The sequence below is a fragment of the Tissierella sp. P1 genome (assembly GCF_002266425.1).
Classification (GTDB): domain Bacteria; phylum Bacillota; class Clostridia; order Tissierellales; family Tissierellaceae; genus Tissierella; species Tissierella carlieri.
In genome coordinates, this window is sequence record NZ_NPMN01000018.1 from 1 (window position 1) to 18,229 (window position 18,229).

Annotated in this window: 33 protein-coding genes and 2 pseudogenes; all 35 read left to right on the plus strand. The window is 33.6% G+C overall.

Going from position 1 to position 18,229, the window contains the following annotated elements:
* Positions 1-345: 345 nt before the first annotated feature.
* The 35 genes and pseudogenes from rpsJ to CIW83_RS23785 all read left to right on the plus strand — a co-directional run bounded on the left by rpsJ (position 346) and on the right by CIW83_RS23785 (position 18,158).
* Positions 346-663 (plus strand): 30S ribosomal protein S10, encoded by a 318-nt coding sequence (gene rpsJ / locus CIW83_RS13180; RefSeq protein WP_072976851.1) that lies wholly within the window; start codon positions 346-348, stop codon positions 661-663.
* A gap of 55 nt (positions 664-718) precedes the next feature.
* Positions 719-1,345: a 50S ribosomal protein L3 gene (gene rplC, locus CIW83_RS13185; RefSeq protein ID WP_094901911.1), complete on the plus strand. Its 627-nt coding sequence runs from the start codon at positions 719-721 to the stop codon at positions 1,343-1,345.
* A gap of 27 nt (positions 1,346-1,372) precedes the next feature.
* Complete coding sequence (gene rplD / locus CIW83_RS13190) at positions 1,373-1,996, plus strand: 50S ribosomal protein L4 (RefSeq protein ID WP_094901913.1); 624 nt, start codon at positions 1,373-1,375, stop codon at positions 1,994-1,996.
* On the plus strand, positions 1,996-2,289 hold the full coding sequence (rplW, locus tag CIW83_RS13195; protein ID WP_094901915.1) for a 50S ribosomal protein L23: 294 nt from the start codon (positions 1,996-1,998) through the stop codon (positions 2,287-2,289). The genes rplD and rplW overlap by 1 nt, the downstream gene beginning before the upstream one ends.
* 25 nt (positions 2,290-2,314) lie before the next feature.
* Positions 2,315-3,145 (plus strand): 50S ribosomal protein L2, encoded by an 831-nt coding sequence (gene rplB, locus CIW83_RS13200; protein ID WP_094901917.1) that lies wholly within the window; start codon positions 2,315-2,317, stop codon positions 3,143-3,145.
* 26 nt (positions 3,146-3,171) lie between these two features.
* Positions 3,172-3,456 carry a 30S ribosomal protein S19 gene (gene rpsS / locus CIW83_RS13205; RefSeq protein ID WP_094901919.1) on the plus strand — a complete coding sequence of 95 codons (285 nt, stop codon included), beginning with the start codon at positions 3,172-3,174 and terminating at the stop codon, positions 3,454-3,456.
* A 20-nt stretch (positions 3,457-3,476) separates the two neighbouring features.
* The gene (rplV, locus tag CIW83_RS13210) at positions 3,477-3,812 is read left to right on the plus strand and encodes a 50S ribosomal protein L22 (RefSeq protein ID WP_094901921.1); all 336 of its coding nucleotides are present in this window, start codon (positions 3,477-3,479) and stop codon (positions 3,810-3,812) included.
* Positions 3,813-3,829: 17 nt separating this feature from the next.
* Entirely contained in the window at positions 3,830-4,498 is a 669-nt protein-coding gene (rpsC, locus tag CIW83_RS13215; protein ID WP_094901923.1) for a 30S ribosomal protein S3, read from the plus strand.
* Between the two features lie 29 nt (positions 4,499-4,527).
* Positions 4,528-4,971 carry a 50S ribosomal protein L16 gene (gene rplP / locus CIW83_RS13220; RefSeq protein WP_094901925.1) on the plus strand — a complete coding sequence of 148 codons (444 nt, stop codon included), beginning with the start codon at positions 4,528-4,530 and terminating at the stop codon, positions 4,969-4,971.
* A complete protein-coding gene (rpmC, locus tag CIW83_RS13225) occupies positions 4,961-5,167 on the plus strand; it encodes a 50S ribosomal protein L29 (RefSeq protein WP_094901927.1) in 207 nt (68 codons plus the stop codon). The genes rplP and rpmC overlap by 11 nt, the downstream gene beginning before the upstream one ends.
* A gap of 6 nt (positions 5,168-5,173) precedes the next feature.
* Positions 5,174-5,428, plus strand: a complete 255-nt coding sequence (rpsQ, locus tag CIW83_RS13230; protein WP_094901929.1) for a 30S ribosomal protein S17 — start codon at positions 5,174-5,176, stop codon at positions 5,426-5,428.
* Positions 5,429-5,457: 29 nt separating this feature from the next.
* On the plus strand, positions 5,458-5,826 hold the full coding sequence (gene rplN / locus CIW83_RS13235; RefSeq protein ID WP_094901931.1) for a 50S ribosomal protein L14: 369 nt from the start codon (positions 5,458-5,460) through the stop codon (positions 5,824-5,826).
* Positions 5,827-5,841: 15 nt separating this feature from the next.
* On the plus strand, positions 5,842-6,156 hold the full coding sequence (gene rplX / locus CIW83_RS13240) for a 50S ribosomal protein L24 (RefSeq protein ID WP_094901933.1): 315 nt from the start codon (positions 5,842-5,844) through the stop codon (positions 6,154-6,156).
* 26 nt (positions 6,157-6,182) lie between these two features.
* Positions 6,183-6,725, plus strand: a complete 543-nt coding sequence (rplE, locus tag CIW83_RS13245) for a 50S ribosomal protein L5 (protein ID WP_094901935.1) — start codon at positions 6,183-6,185, stop codon at positions 6,723-6,725.
* Positions 6,726-6,743: 18 nt separating this feature from the next.
* The gene (locus CIW83_RS13250) at positions 6,744-6,929 is read left to right on the plus strand and encodes a type Z 30S ribosomal protein S14 (RefSeq protein ID WP_094901937.1); all 186 of its coding nucleotides are present in this window, start codon (positions 6,744-6,746) and stop codon (positions 6,927-6,929) included.
* Positions 6,930-6,960: 31 nt separating this feature from the next.
* Positions 6,961-7,356, plus strand: coding sequence for a 30S ribosomal protein S8 (rpsH, locus tag CIW83_RS13255; protein WP_094901939.1), 396 nt, complete (start codon positions 6,961-6,963; stop codon positions 7,354-7,356).
* 33 nt (positions 7,357-7,389) lie between these two features.
* Complete coding sequence (rplF, locus tag CIW83_RS13260) at positions 7,390-7,929, plus strand: 50S ribosomal protein L6 (RefSeq protein ID WP_094901941.1); 540 nt, start codon at positions 7,390-7,392, stop codon at positions 7,927-7,929.
* 16 nt (positions 7,930-7,945) lie between these two features.
* Positions 7,946-8,307 (plus strand): annotated as a pseudogene (gene rplR, locus CIW83_RS13265) (50S ribosomal protein L18).
* Between the two features lie 17 nt (positions 8,308-8,324).
* Positions 8,325-8,831 carry a 30S ribosomal protein S5 gene (rpsE, locus tag CIW83_RS13270; protein ID WP_094901943.1) on the plus strand — a complete coding sequence of 169 codons (507 nt, stop codon included), beginning with the start codon at positions 8,325-8,327 and terminating at the stop codon, positions 8,829-8,831.
* Positions 8,832-8,844: 13 nt separating this feature from the next.
* Entirely contained in the window at positions 8,845-9,021 is a 177-nt protein-coding gene (rpmD, locus tag CIW83_RS13275; protein ID WP_094901945.1) for a 50S ribosomal protein L30, read from the plus strand.
* 18 nt (positions 9,022-9,039) lie between these two features.
* Positions 9,040-9,489 carry a 50S ribosomal protein L15 gene (gene rplO, locus CIW83_RS13280; RefSeq protein ID WP_094901947.1) on the plus strand — a complete coding sequence of 150 codons (450 nt, stop codon included), beginning with the start codon at positions 9,040-9,042 and terminating at the stop codon, positions 9,487-9,489.
* Positions 9,490-10,764 (plus strand): preprotein translocase subunit SecY, encoded by a 1,275-nt coding sequence (gene secY / locus CIW83_RS13285; RefSeq protein WP_094901949.1) that lies wholly within the window; start codon positions 9,490-9,492, stop codon positions 10,762-10,764. It begins immediately after the preceding gene.
* A gap of 19 nt (positions 10,765-10,783) precedes the next feature.
* Positions 10,784-11,431 (plus strand): adenylate kinase, encoded by a 648-nt coding sequence (locus tag CIW83_RS13290; RefSeq protein WP_094901951.1) that lies wholly within the window; start codon positions 10,784-10,786, stop codon positions 11,429-11,431.
* A 70-nt stretch (positions 11,432-11,501) separates the two neighbouring features.
* Positions 11,502-11,783: a KOW domain-containing RNA-binding protein gene (locus tag CIW83_RS13295; protein ID WP_201259878.1), complete on the plus strand. Its 282-nt coding sequence runs from the start codon at positions 11,502-11,504 to the stop codon at positions 11,781-11,783.
* A 30-nt stretch (positions 11,784-11,813) separates the two neighbouring features.
* Entirely contained in the window at positions 11,814-12,032 is a 219-nt protein-coding gene (gene infA / locus CIW83_RS13300) for a translation initiation factor IF-1 (RefSeq protein ID WP_094901953.1), read from the plus strand.
* A gap of 16 nt (positions 12,033-12,048) precedes the next feature.
* A complete protein-coding gene (gene rpmJ / locus CIW83_RS13305; RefSeq protein WP_072976919.1) occupies positions 12,049-12,162 on the plus strand; it encodes a 50S ribosomal protein L36 in 114 nt (37 codons plus the stop codon).
* 55 nt (positions 12,163-12,217) lie between these two features.
* Entirely contained in the window at positions 12,218-12,580 is a 363-nt protein-coding gene (gene rpsM / locus CIW83_RS13310) for a 30S ribosomal protein S13 (RefSeq protein WP_094901955.1), read from the plus strand.
* A gap of 18 nt (positions 12,581-12,598) precedes the next feature.
* Positions 12,599-12,997 carry a 30S ribosomal protein S11 gene (gene rpsK, locus CIW83_RS13315; protein ID WP_094901957.1) on the plus strand — a complete coding sequence of 133 codons (399 nt, stop codon included), beginning with the start codon at positions 12,599-12,601 and terminating at the stop codon, positions 12,995-12,997.
* Between the two features lie 15 nt (positions 12,998-13,012).
* Positions 13,013-13,637, plus strand: a pseudogene (gene rpsD / locus CIW83_RS13320) (30S ribosomal protein S4).
* Positions 13,638-13,705: 68 nt separating this feature from the next.
* Positions 13,706-14,653 carry a DNA-directed RNA polymerase subunit alpha gene (locus CIW83_RS13325; RefSeq protein WP_094901959.1) on the plus strand — a complete coding sequence of 316 codons (948 nt, stop codon included), beginning with the start codon at positions 13,706-13,708 and terminating at the stop codon, positions 14,651-14,653.
* Between the two features lie 23 nt (positions 14,654-14,676).
* Positions 14,677-15,018, plus strand: coding sequence for a 50S ribosomal protein L17 (gene rplQ / locus CIW83_RS13330; protein ID WP_094901961.1), 342 nt, complete (start codon positions 14,677-14,679; stop codon positions 15,016-15,018).
* A 321-nt stretch (positions 15,019-15,339) separates the two neighbouring features.
* Positions 15,340-16,161 carry an energy-coupling factor transporter ATPase gene (locus CIW83_RS13335; RefSeq protein WP_094901963.1) on the plus strand — a complete coding sequence of 274 codons (822 nt, stop codon included), beginning with the start codon at positions 15,340-15,342 and terminating at the stop codon, positions 16,159-16,161.
* Positions 16,158-17,021 (plus strand): energy-coupling factor transporter ATPase, encoded by an 864-nt coding sequence (locus CIW83_RS13340; protein WP_094901965.1) that lies wholly within the window; start codon positions 16,158-16,160, stop codon positions 17,019-17,021. Before CIW83_RS13335 ends, CIW83_RS13340 begins: the two co-directional genes overlap by 4 nt.
* The gene (locus tag CIW83_RS13345; RefSeq protein WP_094901967.1) at positions 17,014-17,811 is read left to right on the plus strand and encodes an energy-coupling factor transporter transmembrane protein EcfT; all 798 of its coding nucleotides are present in this window, start codon (positions 17,014-17,016) and stop codon (positions 17,809-17,811) included. Before CIW83_RS13340 ends, CIW83_RS13345 begins: the two co-directional genes overlap by 8 nt.
* 8 nt (positions 17,812-17,819) lie before the next feature.
* On the plus strand, positions 17,820-18,158 hold the full coding sequence (locus tag CIW83_RS23785) for a hypothetical protein (RefSeq protein ID WP_235601335.1): 339 nt from the start codon (positions 17,820-17,822) through the stop codon (positions 18,156-18,158).
* Positions 18,159-18,229 lie beyond the last annotated feature (71 nt).

An 18,229-nucleotide genomic window follows, 5' to 3' on the forward strand; every position in this document is an offset into this window, starting at 1 on the left:
TTTTTTAAGTTTAAAATATAAGCAGGGACCCAAGATTTTATGGGCCCCTGCTAAATATCTAAAGATGTATAAAAAAACTTAAAAAAACTTAAGTTTAATTTAAAAAAAAGCTTGAGTTTTTATTGAGTTTATTATAAAATGTAGTAGTGTTCAATTTTAGACATTGCGATGATGCAAAAGGTGGCTGTTGAAAACAGGGAATTTTTGCTGAGAATGTCCGATTTGAAATCGGGCGACTGGAGTTGCAGTTATTTGTTTAAAAAAAATAACAACACACCCGGAGGTGTGTATCGGCAACGCCAAGTCGCATGTAAAAAACAGCATGCGATAAAAGGAGGGAATTAAATGTCAAACAATGGTAAACAAAAAATAAGAATTAGGTTAAAGGCTTATGATCATGAACTTCTAGATGCATCAGCTCAAAGAATAGTTGAAACTGCTAAGAGAACAGGTGCTACTGTGTCAGGTCCAGTACCACTACCAACAGAAAAAGAAATAATCACAATATTAAGAGCAGTTCATAAGTATAAAGATTCTAGAGAGCAGTTCGAACAAAGAACTCATAAGAGACTAATCGATATCTTAAATCCAAATCAAAAGACTGTGGATTCACTTATGAAGTTGAATTTACCTGCTGGAGTAGATATTGAGATTAGATCATAAGATATTTATATGATTACCTATGGTAATCCGCTGTAATATAATAGGAGGTGTAGTGATGAAAAACATGATAGGAAGAAAAATTGGGATGACTCAAATTTTCAAAGAAGATGGATCTGTAGTTCCTGTAACAGTTATTGAAGCTGGTCCATTAGTTGTAGTTCAAAAGAAAACTGTTGAAACAGATGGATATAATGCAATCCAAGTTGGATTCCAAGATATAAAGGAACAAAAAATTAATAAACCTAAAAAAGGTCACTTTAATAAAGGTAATGTAACATATAAGAAATATTTAAAAGAATTTAAAGTAGAGAATCCAGATGCATATGAAATAGGCCAAGAAATAAAGGCAGATGTATTTGCAGAAGGTGACTTAATTGATGTTATTGGTATTTCAAAAGGTAAAGGAACGCAAGGCGTTATAAAGAGACATGGATTTGGTAGAGGTAGAGAATCACATGGTTCTAAGTTCCATAGGGCACCAGGTGGTATGTCTGCAGGTACTTACCCAGGAAGAGTGTTTAAGGGTCACAGAATGATGGGTAGAATGGGAAATGAAAGAGTAACTGTACAAAACCTTGAAGTAGTTAGAATAGATGCTGATAAGAATCTAATCCTTATAAAAGGCTCAGTTCCTGGACCTAAGAAAGGGATAGTAACTATAAAAGAAACGGTTAAAAAGTAATAATTAAGGCGGAAAGGAGGATGCAAAATGCCTAAGGTAAATGTTTACAACATGTTAGGAGAACAAGTAGGAGAAATTGAATTAGATGAGAATATATTTGGTATTGAAGTAAACCAACATGTAGTTTATGAGGTTGTAAAAAATCAACTTGCTAATAAAAGACAAGGAACACAATCTGCTAAAACTAGAGCAGAAGTAAGAGGCGGTGGAAGAAAACCTTGGAGACAAAAGGGTACAGGTAGAGCTCGTCAAGGAAGCATTAGGGCGCCACATTTCTCAGGTGGTGGAGTTACATTTGCACCAAAACCAAGAGACTACAGCTATAGTGTACCTAAGAAAGTTAGAAGACTTGCAATGAAATCCGCATTGACTTCAAAGGTTTTAAGCAATGAAATAATTGTAATAGATGAAATAAACTTTGATGCTCCAAAAACTAAAGACATGGCTAATTTCTTAACGAAAATAAATGCAGATAAGAAAGCTTTAATAGTTATGGGAGAAAAAAATGAAAATGTTATAAAATCAGCAAATAACATTCCAAATGTGCAAACTGCTCTTGTTAATACATTAAATGTTTATGATATATTAAAATATAATTCATTTATTATAACTAAAGATGCAGTAAGAAAAGTGGAGGAGGTGTATGCATAATGCGTAATCCACACGATATTATCATCAGACCAATAATAACTGAGAGAAGTATGGAGGATATGGCAGACGGCAAATATACTTTTGTTGTTGATAAAAAAACAAACAAGTCAGAAGTTAAAAAGGCTGTAGAGACTATATTTGGCGTGAAAGTTGAAAAGGTTAGCACAATGAATATGCTTGGTAAAATTAAGAGACAAGGGATTCATTCAGGTAAAAGACCGGATTGGAAAAAAGCCATAGTAAAATTAACGGAAGATTCTAAGAGAATAGAATTCTTCGAAGGAATGGAATAGAAATTTCATAGAAGGAGGGAAAACGATGAGCGTTAGAAAATTTAAAGCAACTTCCCCTGCACTTAGACAAATGACAGTTTCTACATTTGAAGAAATAACTAAAAAAGAGCCTGAAAAGTCACTATTAGTTAATTTAAATAGAAGTGGTGGAAGAAACTCTCAAGGTAGAATCACTATTCGCCATAGGGGTGGTGGAGCTAAGAGAAAATATAGAATAATAGATTTTAAAAGAGATAAAGACGGTATACCAGGTCGTGTCGCTGCTATTGAATATGATCCAAATAGAACAGCTAATATAGCACTTATAAACTATGTTGATGGTGAGAAAAGATATATTCTTGCGCCTCATAACTTAAAAGTTGGAGATATAATAGAATCTGGTGAAAATGCAGATATTAAAATTGGCAACGCATTGGAATTAAAAGATATTCCAGTAGGTACAAATGTTCATAATGTTGAATTAAAGCCTGGAAAAGGTGGCCAGCTTGTTAGATCAGCTGGTGCATCAGCGCAACTAATGGCAAAAGAAGGAGATTTTGCACAACTTAGACTTCCTTCAGGAGAATTTAGATTAGTTAGAATTAATTGCCGTGCAACAATTGGTCAAGTAGGAAACATATCTCATGAACTTATTACAATAGGTAAGGCTGGTAGATCTAGACATATGGGTATCAGACCAACTGTTAGGGGTAGTGCAATGAACCCTGTAGACCATCCACATGGCGGTGGAGAAGGTAGAGCACCTATAGGTATGCCTGCACCATTGACTCCATGGGGTAAACCTGCAATGGGATTAAAGACTAGAAAGAAAAATAAGAAATCAGACAAATATATTGTGAGAAGAAGAACTAAGTAGGTAAATATCTGAAAGGAGGAGTAATCATGGGTAGATCTCTTAAAAAAGGACCCTTTTGTGATGACCATCTTCTTAAAAAAATAGAAGATTTAAATAAAAGCAATGAAAAGAAAGTTATTAAAACATGGTCACGCCGTTCAACTATATTTCCAGAAATGGTTGGTCATACAATAGCTGTGCATGATGGAAGAAAACACGTTCCTATATATATTACAGAAGACATGGTAGGTCACAAACTAGGTGAGTTTGTTCCAACAAGAACATTTAGATCTCATGTTGATAAAAACGAAAGGTCATCTGGTGTAAGATAAAGAAGAAGGAGGGAAATATAGTGGAAGCTAGAGCTATAGCCAAATATGTACGAATTTCGCCACTAAAGGTAAATTTCATATGTAAAGAAATTAGAGGCAAACAAGTAGATGAAGCTTTATCAATCTTAAGATTTACACCTAAAAAAGGTGCAAAAGTTCTTGAAAAGGTTTTAACATCTGCAATTGCTAATGCTGAAAATAACTTCAATATGGATAGAGATAATCTTTTTGTAGCTGATGCCTATGCAAATGATGGCCCACATATGAAAAGATTTAGACCTAAAGCAAGAGGTAGCGCTTATCCAATATTAAAAAGAAGTAGTCATATAGGAGTAACTGTAAAAGAAAGAGACTAGAAAAGGAGGGATAGTTAATGGGTCAAAAAGTTAACCCACATGGTTTAAGGGTCGGAATAATTAAAGATTGGGATTCAAAATGGTACGCTGATAAAAAGACTTTTAATGAATATTTAGTGGAAGACAATAAGATACGTGAATTTGTTAAGAAAAAACTATTCATCTCTGGCGTTTCTAAAATTGAAATTGAAAGAGCTGCTAATAGAATCAAACTTACAGTATTCACAGCTAAACCAGGGATGGTTATAGGTAAAGGTGGTTCTGGAGTAGAGGAACTAAGATTAGATATTGAGAAGATGACTAAAAAGTCTGTAGTTGTAAATGTTGAAGAAATTAAAATTCCAGAGTTAGATGCTCAATTAGTTGCCGAGAATATTGCTTCTCAGCTTGAAAGAAGAGTTTCATTCAGAAGAGCAATGAAGCAAGCAATCCAAAGAACTATGAGATCTGGTGGAAAAGGAATTAAAACTTCAGTATCAGGAAGACTTGGTGGAGCAGATATGGCCAGAACTGAAGGGTATAGTGAAGGAACAATACCTCTACAAACACTAAGAGCTGACATAGATTATGGATTTGCTGAAGCAGATACTACTTATGGTAAGCTTGGAGTAAAAGTATGGTTATATAAAGGTGAAGTTCTTCCTACTAAAAAGGTAGAAAAATTAGAGAAAACTGTAGAAGAATAGAATAAATCCGTAGGAAGGAGGAAAATAAGATGTTAATGCCTAAAAGAGTAAAGTATCGTAGAGTTCATAGAGGAAGAATGAAAGGTAAGGCTACTCGTGGAAACACAGTTACTTATGGAGAATTTGGTTTACAAGCGTTAGAGCCAACTTGGATTACTTCCAATCAAATAGAGGCTGCAAGAAGAGCTATGACAAGATATGTTAAAAGAGGCGGTAATGTTTGGATTAAAGTATTCCCAGACAAACCAGTAACAGAAAAACCTGCTGAAACACGTATGGGTTCTGGAAAAGGTTCACCAGAGTATTGGGTAGCAGTAGTTAAACCAGGTAGAATCTTATTTGAAATGGGTGGAGTATCCGAAGAAGATGCTAGAGAAGCGATGAGACTAGCTGCACATAAATTGTCAATAAAGACAAAATTCGTTACTCGTGAGGAAACGCAAGAAAAGGGTGGTGAAGCTAATGAAGATTAAGGAAGTACGCCAATTATCAGAAGTAGAATTAAATACTAAGCTATCAGAACTAAAAGCTGAACTATTCAACTTAAGATTTCAATTGGCTACTGGTCAATTAGATAATCCATTACGAATAAAAGCAGTTAGAAAAGATATAGCTCGTGTTAAAACAATAGTTAGAGAACGAGAATTAGGTATAGGAAAGGAGGTTTAATCTTAGATGGAAAGAGGAAATCGTAAGGTTAGAATAGGCAATGTTGTAAGTGACAAGATGGATAAAACCGTAGTTGTTGCTGTTGAAACTTTCGTAACACATCCTTTATACAAGAAACAAGTAAAACAAACCACTAAGTTTAAAGCTCATGATGAGAATAATGAGTGTGGAGTTGGCGATATCGTTAAAATAATGGAAACCAGACCACTTAGTAAGGATAAAAGATGGAGAGTAGTAAATATAGTAGAAAAGGCTAAATAGTCCTTTTAACTTAGAAGGGAGGTATTCGAATGATTCAAACGGAAAGCCGTATGAGAATAGCTGATAATTCAGGTGCTAAAGAAGTATTAGTTATTAGAGTATTAGGTGGAACAAATAAGAAATATGCTAGAGTTGGAGACATAGTAATTTGTACTGTTAAAACAGCAACACCTGGTGGAGTTGTTAAAAAAGGTGAAGTAGTAAAAGCAGTTGTTGTAAGAACAAAACATGGTGTTAGAAGAAACGATGGATCTTACATTAAATTTGACGACAATGCTGCTGTTATTATAAAAGATGACAAGAACCCAATAGGTACTCGTATATTCGGACCTGTTACTAGGGAGCTTAGAAGAGGAAATTTTATGAAAATAATATCCTTGGCACCGGAAGTACTATAGGAGGAGGTGTAAAGCATGCATGTAAAGAGTGGAGATACAGTAGTTGTTATTGCTGGAAAAGATAAAGGGAAAAAAGGAAAAGTATTAAGAGTACTCCCTAAAGAAAACAAAGTAATAGTTGAAGGCATAAACATGCTTACAAAACATAAAAAAGCACAAGGACCTACATCCCCAGGCGGAATAGTTAAAATGGAAGGCACAATAAATGCATCAAATGTTATGTATTATTGTGAAAAAGATAAAACTGGAGTAAGAGTTGGTCATAATTTACAAGCGGACGGTAGTAAAGCAAGAGTATGTAAAAAATGTGGAGAAGTTCTAGATAAATAGTCTAATGTAGAGAGGAGGTAATAGGAATGGCTTCCAGATTAAAAGAAAAGTATGCAAATGAAGTAATAAATGCTTTAATGGAAAGATTTCAATATGCAAATATAATGGAAGTACCAAAACTTGAAAAGGTAGTAATCAACATGGGTATTGGAGAAGCAAGAGATAACCCAAAACTACTTGAATCAGCAGTAAAAGAGTTAGAAATTATTGCTGGGCAAAAACCTGTTATAACAAAAGCTAAAAAATCAATAGCGAATTTTAAGCTACGTGAAGGAATGAATGTAGGTACTAAGGTTACTCTAAGAGGAGACAGAATGTACCACTTTTTAGATAAATTAATGAATATTGCATTACCAAGAGTTAGAGACTTTAGAGGAGTAAGTGATACTTCTTTTGATGGTAGAGGAAACTATGCATTAGGAATTAAAGAACAGTTGATATTCCCTGAAATTGAATATGATAAAGTTGAAGCTATTAGAGGATTAGATATTATAATCGTAACTACAGCAAAAACTGATGAAGAGGCAAAAGAGTTCTTAGCACTAATGGGTATGCCCTTTAAAAAGTAAAGAAGGAGGGAATTTTTTTTGGCAAAGAAATCTATGGTTGTTAAACAACAAAGAAAGCAAAAGTTCAGCACTAGAGAATATAACAGATGTAAAATATGTGGAAGACCTCATGCTTATTTAAGAAAATATGGAGTATGCCGTATTTGTTTTAGAGAATTAGCGTATAAAGGTCAAATACCTGGAGTTAGAAAAGCAAGCTGGTAACAACAAGCTTATGAAAGGAGGTAGCTAAATTATGATGACAGACCCAATCGCAGATATGTTAACGAGAATAAGAAATGGGAACAATGCGAAGCATGATTCTGTTGATATTCCTGCTTCAAACATAAAAAAACAATTAGCTCAAATCCTATTAGATGAAGGATTTATAAAAGGCTATGATGTAATAGATGATGGGAAACAAGGGATTATAAGAGTAGATTTAAAATATGGTAAACATAATGAAAAAGTTATATCTGGAATTAAGAGAATTTCAAAGCCAGGTCTTAGAGTATATGTAAAATCTGATGAAGTTCCAAGAGTATTAGGTGGTCTTGGGATAGCAATACTATCCACTTCTAGTGGTATTATGACAGATAAGGTTGCTAGAAAAGAAGGCGTAGGCGGAGAAGTTATTTGTTATGTATGGTAATAAATAGCTAAATTACATGAAGGAGGTGCACTCATGTCAAGAATAGGGTTAAAACCAATTAACATCCCAAGTGGCGTGGAGATTAAAATAAATGATGACAACTTAATTGAAGTAAAGGGTCCTAAAGGACAATTATCAGAGAAGATTAGTCCAGATATGGAAATAAAGATAGAAGATGGTGTGCTAACAGTAGCTAGACCAACTGAAAATAAAAAACATAGATCTTTACATGGTTTATCAAGAACTTTAATTTCAAACATGATAGTAGGAGTTACTGAAGGATACTCAAAAACTTTAGAAATTGAAGGTACTGGATATAGAGCTGCAAAACAAGGAAATAAACTAGTGCTAACATTAGGATACTCACATCCAGTAGAACTAGAAGACCCTAAAGGAATTGAAGTAGAAGTACCTGCAGCAAATAAAATCGTTGTTAAAGGTATCGATAAACAACAAGTAGGTAACTATGCAGCAAATATAAGAGCATTCAGAAAGCCAGAGCCTTATAAAGGTAAAGGAATTAAATATGCAGGTGAGATAATAAGACGTAAGGTTGGTAAGACTGGTAAGTAGAAGGGAGTGAAAAACATTGCTAAAAAAGATAAATAAAAATGAAAATAGAAAAGCAAGACATTTAAGAGTAAGAAAAAAAATCAATGGGACTCCTGCTAGACCAAGACTTAATATCTATAGGAGTGGAAACCATATATATGCTCAAATAATTGATGACTTAGCAGGCCATACATTAGTTTCAGCTTCCACATTAGATAAATCTGCAAACCTACTTCTACAAGTAACAAAGAAGCTGCTAAATATGTTGGAGAAACTATTGCTAAAAAAGCAATAGAAAAAGGAATCGAGGAAGTAGTGTTTGATAGAGGTGGATATATTTATCACGGAAGAATAAAGGAACTTGCTGAATCAGCAAGAGAAGCTGGACTTAAGTTCTAATAGAAGGAGGGGAATTAATGGAACGCTCATATAAAGATGGAAGTGAATTAGAATTAAAAGAAAGAGTTGTTAGCATCAACCGTGTTACTAAAGTTGTAAAAGGTGGTAGAAACTTTAGATTCAGTGCTTTAGTTGTAGTAGGTGATGAGAACGGTAATGTTGGAGTAGGAATGGCTAAGGCATTAGAAGTACCAGAGGCTATTAGAAAAGCTATCCAAGATGCTAAAAAACATATAGTATCAGTTCCTCTTGTTGGAACTACAATACCACATGAAGTTATTGGAGAATTTGGTGCAGGAAGAGTATTATTAAAGCCATCTAAAGAAGGTACAGGAGTTATTGCTGGTGGAGCAGTTCGTGCTGTATGTGAATTAGCTGGTATAAGAGATATAAGAACAAAATGTTTAGGAACAAACAATCCGAGAAATGTTGTTAATGCTACAATAGAAGCTCTAAGAGGACTTAAGAGAGCAGAAGATGTTGCAAAATTAAGAGGAAAAACTGTAGAAGAAATATTAGGCTAGGGGGGATTTTAGAATGGCTATGATCAAAATTAAGTTAGTTAAAAGCCCTATTGGCAAACCAGAGACTCATAAGAAAACAATAGAGGCTCTTGGATTTAAAAAGATTGGTCAAGTAGTGGAAAAGAATGATACCCCTCAAATTAGAGGTATGATACATCAAGTAAACTACATGGTTGAAGTACTAGATTAGATTTAAGGAGGTGTAACTATGAAACTAAATGATTTAAGACCAAATGCTGGCGGAGGAAGCAAACCTAAGAAAAGACTAGGTAGAGGTATCGGTTCTGGTCTTGGTAAAACATCTGGTAAGGGTCATAAAGGTCAAAATGCAAGATCAGGTGGTGGAGTTAGACCAGGATTTGAAGGTGGCCAAATGCCATTATTTAGAAGAATTCCAAAGCGTGGCTTTACTAATATATTTGCTAAAGAATATGCCACAGTAAATATTGAAGAACTAAATAGATTTCCAGAAAACACAGTTGTTACCCCAGAGCTTTTATTTAACGAAGGAATAGTTAAAAGAGGAAAGGCTAAGGATGGAGTTAAGATACTTGGAGACGGAGAGATTAGCATCAAGCTTACTGTTCAGGCACAAAAATTTAGTAAAACTGCCGCTGAGAAGATTGAGGCTGCAGGAGGAAAGGTAGAGGTGATATAAATGCTTTCAACCTTAAGGAATGCCTGGAGAATACCTGAGATTAGAAAGAAAATTATATTCACATTATTAATGCTACTAGTTTTTAGATTAGGTTCTAGTATACCAGTGCCGTATATGAATAAGGACATAATCGGAAGTATATTCCAACAATCTCAAGGTGGAATATTACAATTTCTTGATTTAATGGGTGGTGGAACCTTAAGTAATTTTAGCATATTTGCTACGAATATTTATCCATATATTACAGCGTCAATTGTAATTCAACTTCTTACTATAGCAATCCCTAGATTAGAGGAATTAGCTAAAGAAGGAGAAGAAGGTAAAAAGAAAATAACAAAGTATACTAGATATACAGCTATAGGATTAGCATTAATTCAAGCAATAGGATATACTTTCGGATTATTTAGCACGGCATTACAAACTACTAATTCTTTACAAAATATAATAGTTATAATTACTATGGTAGCTGGTACTGCATTTTTAATGTGGATAGGAGATATGATAACTGAAAAGGGTATTGGAAATGGAATATCCCTTATAATATTTATAGGTATTATATCTAGATTACCTAAAGATTTAATGAATACATTTAACCTAGTAAGAATAGGTGAATTAAGTATAATTAAAACACTTATTTTTGGTGTAGTATTTTTAGTTATCATTGCTTTTGTAGTTGCTTTACAAGAAGGAGAAAGAAGAATTCCAGTTCAATATGCTAAGAGAGTAGTTGGAAGAAAGATGTATGGTGGTCAATCCACGCATATACCTGTAAAGGTGTCAATGGCTGGAGTAATGCCAGTAATATTTGCATCATCTTTACTTGCGTTTCCACAGACAATAGCATTATTTACTAAGGGTGCTCCTTCAACATGGATAACTAAATGGTTAACACCACAAGGAAATATTGGTATTTGGATATATTCAATATTAAATATTGCGTTGATTATGTTCTTTACGTATTTTTATACAGCTATTCAATTTAATACTGTGGAATATGCAAAGAATTTACAACAAAACGGAGGTTTTATTCCAGGAATAAGACCGGGAAGACCAACATCAGAGCATTTAAACAAAGTTGTAACTAGAATTACTTTTGTTGGTGGATTAGCTTTAGCAGTTTTAGCATCTTTACCAATTATTTTATCTAAGATATTTGGTATGAATGTTAATTTTGGTGGAACGAGTATAATAATAGTAGTAGGTGTTGCATTAGAGACTGTTAAACAAATAGAAGCACAAATGCTAATGAGACACTATAAAGGATTTTTAAACTAAACTATAGGAGATGATTATTGTGAGACTAATCTTATTAGGACCACCTGGTGTAGGTAAAGGTACTCAAGCATCAGCTATAGTTAAAGAATATAATATACCACATATTTCAACAGGAGATATATTCAGGTCGAACATTAAAGAAGGAACTGAATTAGGCAAAAAGGCCAAAGAATATATGGATAAAGGCCTTTTAGTACCTGATGAACTTGTGGTTTCAATTGTACAAGATAGATTGACTAAAGAAGATTGCGTCCAAGGCTTTCTTTTAGATGGATTTCCAAGAACTATAAATCAAGCAGAAGCTTTAGACAAGGAACTTACAAAAATGGGTATAAAACTTGATAAAGTTGTTAATATTGATGCAGACAAGGAAATTTTAATTGAAAGGGCTATTGGTAGAAGAATTTGCAAAACATGTGGTTCCTCTTATCATATAAAATTTAACCCACCTAAGGTTGAAAATCTATGTGATATAGATAACGGAGAATTATTTCAAAGAGATGATGATATTGAGGAAACAGTAGCTACTAGAATAGAAGTGTATCTTAATCAGACACAACCATTAATTGATTATTATAAAGAAAAAGGGATAATACTCAATGTAGATGGAACTAGACCAATAGACGAAGTCTTTGAAACTATAGTAAAAGCTTTAGGAGACAAATAATGAGAAAGGCATTGCCTTTCTCCAAAGGAACCAGCGGTTTAATAAGCTATTATAAAGAGGTGAATTTATAATGGATTTAATTGACGACATAGCCGTCGGTCAGGTGGTTAAGTCGAGAGCTGGAAGGGATAAAGGAAAAGTTTTTTTAGTATTAGATATCATAGATAATCAGAGTGTACTGATTGTAGATGGATCTTTAAGAAAACTTGATAATCCAAAACAGAAAAAGTTGAAACATTTGATTGTTTATAATACAGTTTTACCTGAACTAAGGTACAAACTGGATAATAAGATCAAAATAAACAATGCGTATATTAGAAAATTATTAGAACCTTTCAATAAGAGTTTCTAAATTTGTTTGAACAGGAGGTTCGAAAACCTAATGTCTAAATCTGATGTTATTGAAGTTGAAGGTATGGTAGTAGATGCTTTACCTAATGCTATTTTTAAAGTAAAACTAGAAAATGGTCATGAAATATTAGCCCATATTTCTGGAAAATTGAGAATGAATTATATAAGGATACTTCCTGGAGATAAGGTAACAGTTGAACTGTCACCCTATGATTTGACTAGAGGCAGAATAACCTGGCGAAACAAGTAGCATAGGAGGGATTTAAATGAAAGTAAGACCATCAGTTAAGAAGATATGTGAAAAATGCAAAATAATCAAAAGACACGGCAAAGTCATGGTTATTTGTGAAAATCCAAGACATAAACAAAAACAAGGTTAATTATATAACGCGGCTGCTTTTGTGAATGTATTTATTTTAGGAGGTGTAAACATTAATGGCAAGAATAGCAGGTGTTGACTTACCAAGAGATAAGAGAGTTGAAGTTGGTTTAACATATATATTTGGTATTGGTAGACCAAGAGCAAATGAAATATTAACAAAAGCTGGTGTTAATCCAAACACTAGAGTAAAGGACCTAACAGAATCTGAAGTAGCAAGCCTTAGAGCTGTTATAGATGGTTATCATGTAGAAGGTGATCTTCGAAGAGAGATAGCTTTAAACATAAAGAGACTTAGAGAAATCAACTGTTATAGAGGAATTAGACATAGAAGAGGTCTTCCAGTGAGAGGTCAAAGAACTAAGACCAATGCTAGAACAAGAAAAGGTCCAAAGAGATTGGTATCTAAGAAGAAGTAGGTAAAGGAGGGAAATTAAGTGGCAGCTAAAAAAGGCAAAGTAACTCGTGTTAGAAGAAGAGAACGTAAGAATATAGAGAGAGGTCAAGCACATATCTCATCAACATTCAACAATACTATGGTTACCCTAACAGATTTACAAGGTAATGTATTGTCATGGGCTAGTGCAGGACAATTAGGTTTTAGAGGTTCAAGAAAATCTACTCCTTTCGCAGCACAACAAGCAGCTGAAGAAGCAGCTAAAAAAGCTATGGAACATGGATTAAAGAGTGTAGAAGTATACGTTAAGGGACCTGGTTCAGGAAGAGAAGCCGCAATTAGGTCATTACAAGCAACAGGATTAGAAGTAAATATGATTAAGGATGTTACTCCTATTCCTCATAATGGATGTAGACCACCAAAACGTAGAAGAGTTTAATAGGAGGTGTAATAGATGGCAAGATATACAGGTCCAGTTTGCAGACTATGTCGTAGAGAAGGTATGAAACTATTTCTTAAGGGAGATAGATGCTATACAGATCAATGCGCGATAGTTAAAAGAAATTATGCACCAGGACAACACGGACAATCAAGAAAAAAGGTAAACAGAGTATGGAATGCAGCTTAGAGAGAAACAAAAAGTTCGTAGATTCTATGGAATTTCTGAATCTCAAATGGTTAAATATTTCATTATGGCAGATAAAATGAGAGGAATAACAGGTGAAAACCTACTTAAAATACTTGAATTAAGATTAGACAATGTAGTATACAGAATGGGCTTTGCATCATCAAGGGCAGAAGCTAGACAATTAGTTACACATGGTCATTTCTTAGTTAATGGTTCAAAAGTAGATATACCATCTGTAATTCTTTCTGTTGGAGATATTGTTGAAATTAAAGAAAGAACTAGAGGTAGTGAAAAGATTAAAGATTTAGCAGCAAATCATAATGGCAACACTGTTAAATGGATAAGTGTGGATATTGATCAGTTAAAGGGTAGCATAGTAGCTGAGCCAACTAGAGAAGATATAGATATACCAGTAGAAGAACACTTAATCGTTGAGTTATATTCTAAATAATAGCATTCATAACAAAATCAGTTGCCCTCGTACTTTAACAAACCAAATTTTAAGGAGGGTTAATGTTAATGATAGAAATTGAAAAGCCAAGAATTGAAATTCTAGAGTTGAGCGATGATGAGAGTTATGGAAAATTTATGGTAGAGCCTCTTGAGAGGGGATACGGTACAACCTTGGGGAATTCATTAAGAAGAGTACTGTTATCTTCATTACCAGGTGCAGCAGTCTCTTCAATAAAAATTCAGGGAGTGTTACATGAATTTTCAACTATACCAGGTGTACTAGAAGATGTACCAGAAATAATATTAAATATAAAAGGTCTTGCTGCAAGAATATATACTGATGAACCTGTAACCTTAAGAATTGAGGCACAAGGTTCTCAGATTGTAACAGCAGGAGATATTATTACAGGTCCAGATGTGGAAATCATCAATAAGGATCATCACATTGCTACCGTAAATGAAGATGGTAATCTATACATGGAACTTGAACTAGTAAAGGGTAGAGGTTATGTAGTAGCCGAGAGAAATAAGAAGGAAGGTCAGCCAGTGGGTGTTATACCTGTTGATTCTGCATTTACTCCGGTGAAAAAGGTCAACTTTGCAGTAGAAAATACAAGAGTAGGTCAGATTACTGACTATGATAGATTGATTCTAGAAGTATGGACAAATGGAACAATGAATCCTGATGAGGCTACGTCTTTAGGAGCAAAAATACTTACAGAACACTTAAATCTTTTTATCGGGCTAACTGAACATGTTAGTGAAGTAGAAATAATGGTAGAAAAAGAAGAGGACAAGAAAGAAAAAGTTCTTGAAATGACTGTTGAAGAGTTAGATCTTTCAGTACGTAGCTATAACTGCTTAAAGAGGGCAGCTATAAATACAGTAGAAGAGTTGACTCAAAAAACTGAGGAAGATATGATGAAAGTAAGAAATCTTGGTAAGAAATCCCTTGAGGAAGTACAAAGAAAACTTGCTGAATTAGGATTAGGTCTAAAGAAATCTGATGAGTAACAAGGCATGAAGGAGGGATAAATGTGACAACGTTAAGAAAACTTGGTCGCCCTACAGATCAAAGAAAAGCAATGCTTAGGAACCTAGTAACATCCTTGTTGAGAACCGGAAAAATAGAAACAACAGTTACTAGAGCTAAGGAAACTAAAAGAATGGCAGATAAAATGATAACCTTAGCAAAAAGAGGAGACTTACACGCTAGACGTCAAGTTTTAGCTTATGTATATGATGAAGATGTAGTAAAAAGGCTATTTGATGAAATAGGACCAAAGTATCAAGAGAGAAACGGTGGCTACACAAGAGTATTAAAAGTTGGACCTCGTCGTGGAGATGGGGCAGAAATGGCTATATTAGAATTAGTATAAAGGGTAGGGGATTAAGTTTAAGCTTAGTCCCTTTCGTTATATTTGCTTTAGAAAATATAACGATGCACAATTCACAGTTCACAGTTCACAATTCACAATTCACAATTGAAAGATAAAGTTGGAAAACTGAATTTTTTAGGATAAGGCTTTTATTGCTAGGAATAGAGTTTGCCATTAATCATTAAATTGTGAATTGTAGATTGAATAAAGGGTATCATTATGTTATATTATACTAGGATTAAATTAATCAAAGTAGTTATGAGTTATTTAAAATTGTGAACTGTGCATTGTGCATTGTGAATTGAATAGAGGGATGATACGATGATAAAGATAGAAGATGTTACCTATGAATATAAATCATTAATAGACGATAGTATTCAACAGGCTGTAAAAAACTTGAGCATAGAAGTCAAAAATGGAGAATTTTTAGTAATTCTAGGTCACAATGGATCTGGTAAATCTACCTTAGCTAAACTTATGAACGGTCTTATAATGCCTACACGAGGAGATATTTTTGTAATGGATATGAATACCAAGGATGCAGAAAAGATATGGGATATAAGAGCAAAGGCGGGTATGGTATTTCAAAATCCAGATAATCAAATAGTAGCTACAATAGTAGAAGAAGATGTTGCTTTTGGACCAGAGAATTTAGGAATACCTCCATTAGAAATAAGAACTAGGGTAGATGAAGCTTTAGAAGTAGTAGAAATGACAGAATATAAAAAACATGCCCCGCATCTTTTATCAGGAGGACAAAAACAAAGAGTAGCCATTGCAGGAATATTAGCTATGAAACCGGACTGCATCATATTAGATGAACCAACTGCAATGTTAGATCCCATAGGCAGAATAGAAGTAATGAATACAATAAAGAAATTAAATAAGGTTGAGAATAAAACAATAATATTAATTACTCACTACATGGATGAGGCTGTAGAAGCTGATAGGATACTTGTAATGGAACAAGGTGAAATCGTTATGGAAGGGACACCTAAGGAGGTATTTAAGCAAGTAGACAAGGTTAAAGAACTAGGATTAGATGTACCACAAGTAACTGAATTGGTATATGAATTAAGAAAAGAAGGATTAGATTTGAAAGAAGATATACTATCTATAGAAGAATTGGTGGAATTGCTATGATAATGAAAATAAATAATTTAAATTATATATATAATGCCAATACTCCATTTGAAAAAAAAGCCCTTGATAACATAAATTTAGAGATAAATGAAGGAGAATTTATAGGACTAATAGGTCATACAGGTTCTGGAAAATCTACATTAGTGCAGCATCTAAATGGATTAATGAAGCCAACTTCAGGAGATATAATAATAGATGGAGTAAATATAACAACAAAAGACGCAAATTTAAAAGAAATTAGACAAAAAGTGGGTCTTGTATTTCAATATCCAGAACATCAGTTATTCGAAGAAACTATCTATAAAGATATTGCCTTTGGTCCTAGAAATTTAGGACTTAATGAAGAAGAAATCCATAATAGGGTAAAAGAATCTATGGAATTAGTAGGACTGAATTTTGAGGAATTGAAAGACAGATCTCCATTTGAATTAAGCGGTGGACAGAAGAGAAGAGTAGCTATAGCTGGAGTAATAGCTATGAAGCCTAAAATACTAGTATTAGACGAACCAACAGCGGGACTTGACCCAAGTGGTAGAGATGAAATATTGGGGGAAATCCAGAAACTTTATGAGCAAGAGGGTATTACTATAATACTAGTGTCCCATAGTATGGAAGATGTGGCAAAGTTGGTGGATAGAATTCTTGTAATGCATAGAGGTAAATTAGAAATGGATGGTAAAACTAGAGAAATTTTTAGAAGAGCTGATGAATTAGAAAGTATAGGCTTAGGAGTTCCACAAATAACAAAGTTTATGAAGGTATTCAGAGAAAAGGGAAATGATGTTAAAGATGATGTATTAACAGTAAATGAAGCTAAAGAAGAAATACTAAAGTTTTTAAGGAGAAAGAAAGATGCTTAAGGATATAACCATAGGTCAATATTTTCCTGGGGATACTATAATTCATAGACTAGATCCAAGAATAAAGATAATTATAATTTCATTGTTTATAGCATCATTATTTTTCATTAATAGTTTTATTCCATACGCATTTATACTAGGTTTTATCCTTATGGTAGTTAGGATATCAAAAGTACCTCTAAAATTTATTTTAAAAGGAATTAAACCACTTTTATTCATTATACTAATAACTTTTACAATAAATATTTTCATGACTAAAGGAGAAGTATTATTTGAAATAGGGCCTTTGGCTGTAACTAAAGAAGGATTATATTTAGCTGTTTTTATGGCACTAAGACTAATCTTCTTGATTACAGGAACTTCACTTCTTACACTTACTACATCGCCTATAGCTCTGACTGATGGGATAGAAAAATTACTATCTCCATTTAAAAAAATTGGACTACCAGCCCATGAATTAGCTATGATGATGACTATAGCTCTGAGGTTTATTCCTACTCTGCTAGAAGAAACAGATAAGATAATGAAGGCTCAGATGGCTAGGGGAGCTGATTTTGAATCAGGAAATATACTAAGCAGAGCAAAAAATCTAGTACCCTTATTAGTACCATTGTTTATAAATGCATTTAGAAGAGCTGATGAATTGGCTACTGCAATGGAAGCGAGATGTTATAGAGGCGGAGATAACAGAACTAGATTGAATGAATTAAAGCTAAAGAGAATAGATATACTAGCACTAATATCTATGACTATATTTTTTGGGTTTATTATAAGCACTAGATATATATAGAGGTAAATATGAAAAATATTAAACTTACTATTGAATATGAAGGTACAAACTATTCGGGGTGGCAGAAACAAGAAAATGCAATAACAATACAAGGGAAAATAGAGGAAGCAATAGAAAAAGCGACTAAAGAAAAAGTAAAACTTATTGGTTCTGGAAGGACAGACGGAAAGGTCCATGCATTAGGACAAGTTGCAAATTTTCTAACTAAATCAAATATCCCAGGTGAAAAATATAAATATGCTTTAAAGTTTTTGTTACCTGAAGATATTACTATTATAGAATCAGAAGAGGTAGATTTAAAATTTCATTCAAGATTTGATGCTATAAAAAAAGGTATAAATATATAGTCTATAATGGAGAGCTGCCAAGGGCTATATATAGAAATTTTTCTTACCATGTACACTACGATATTGATATA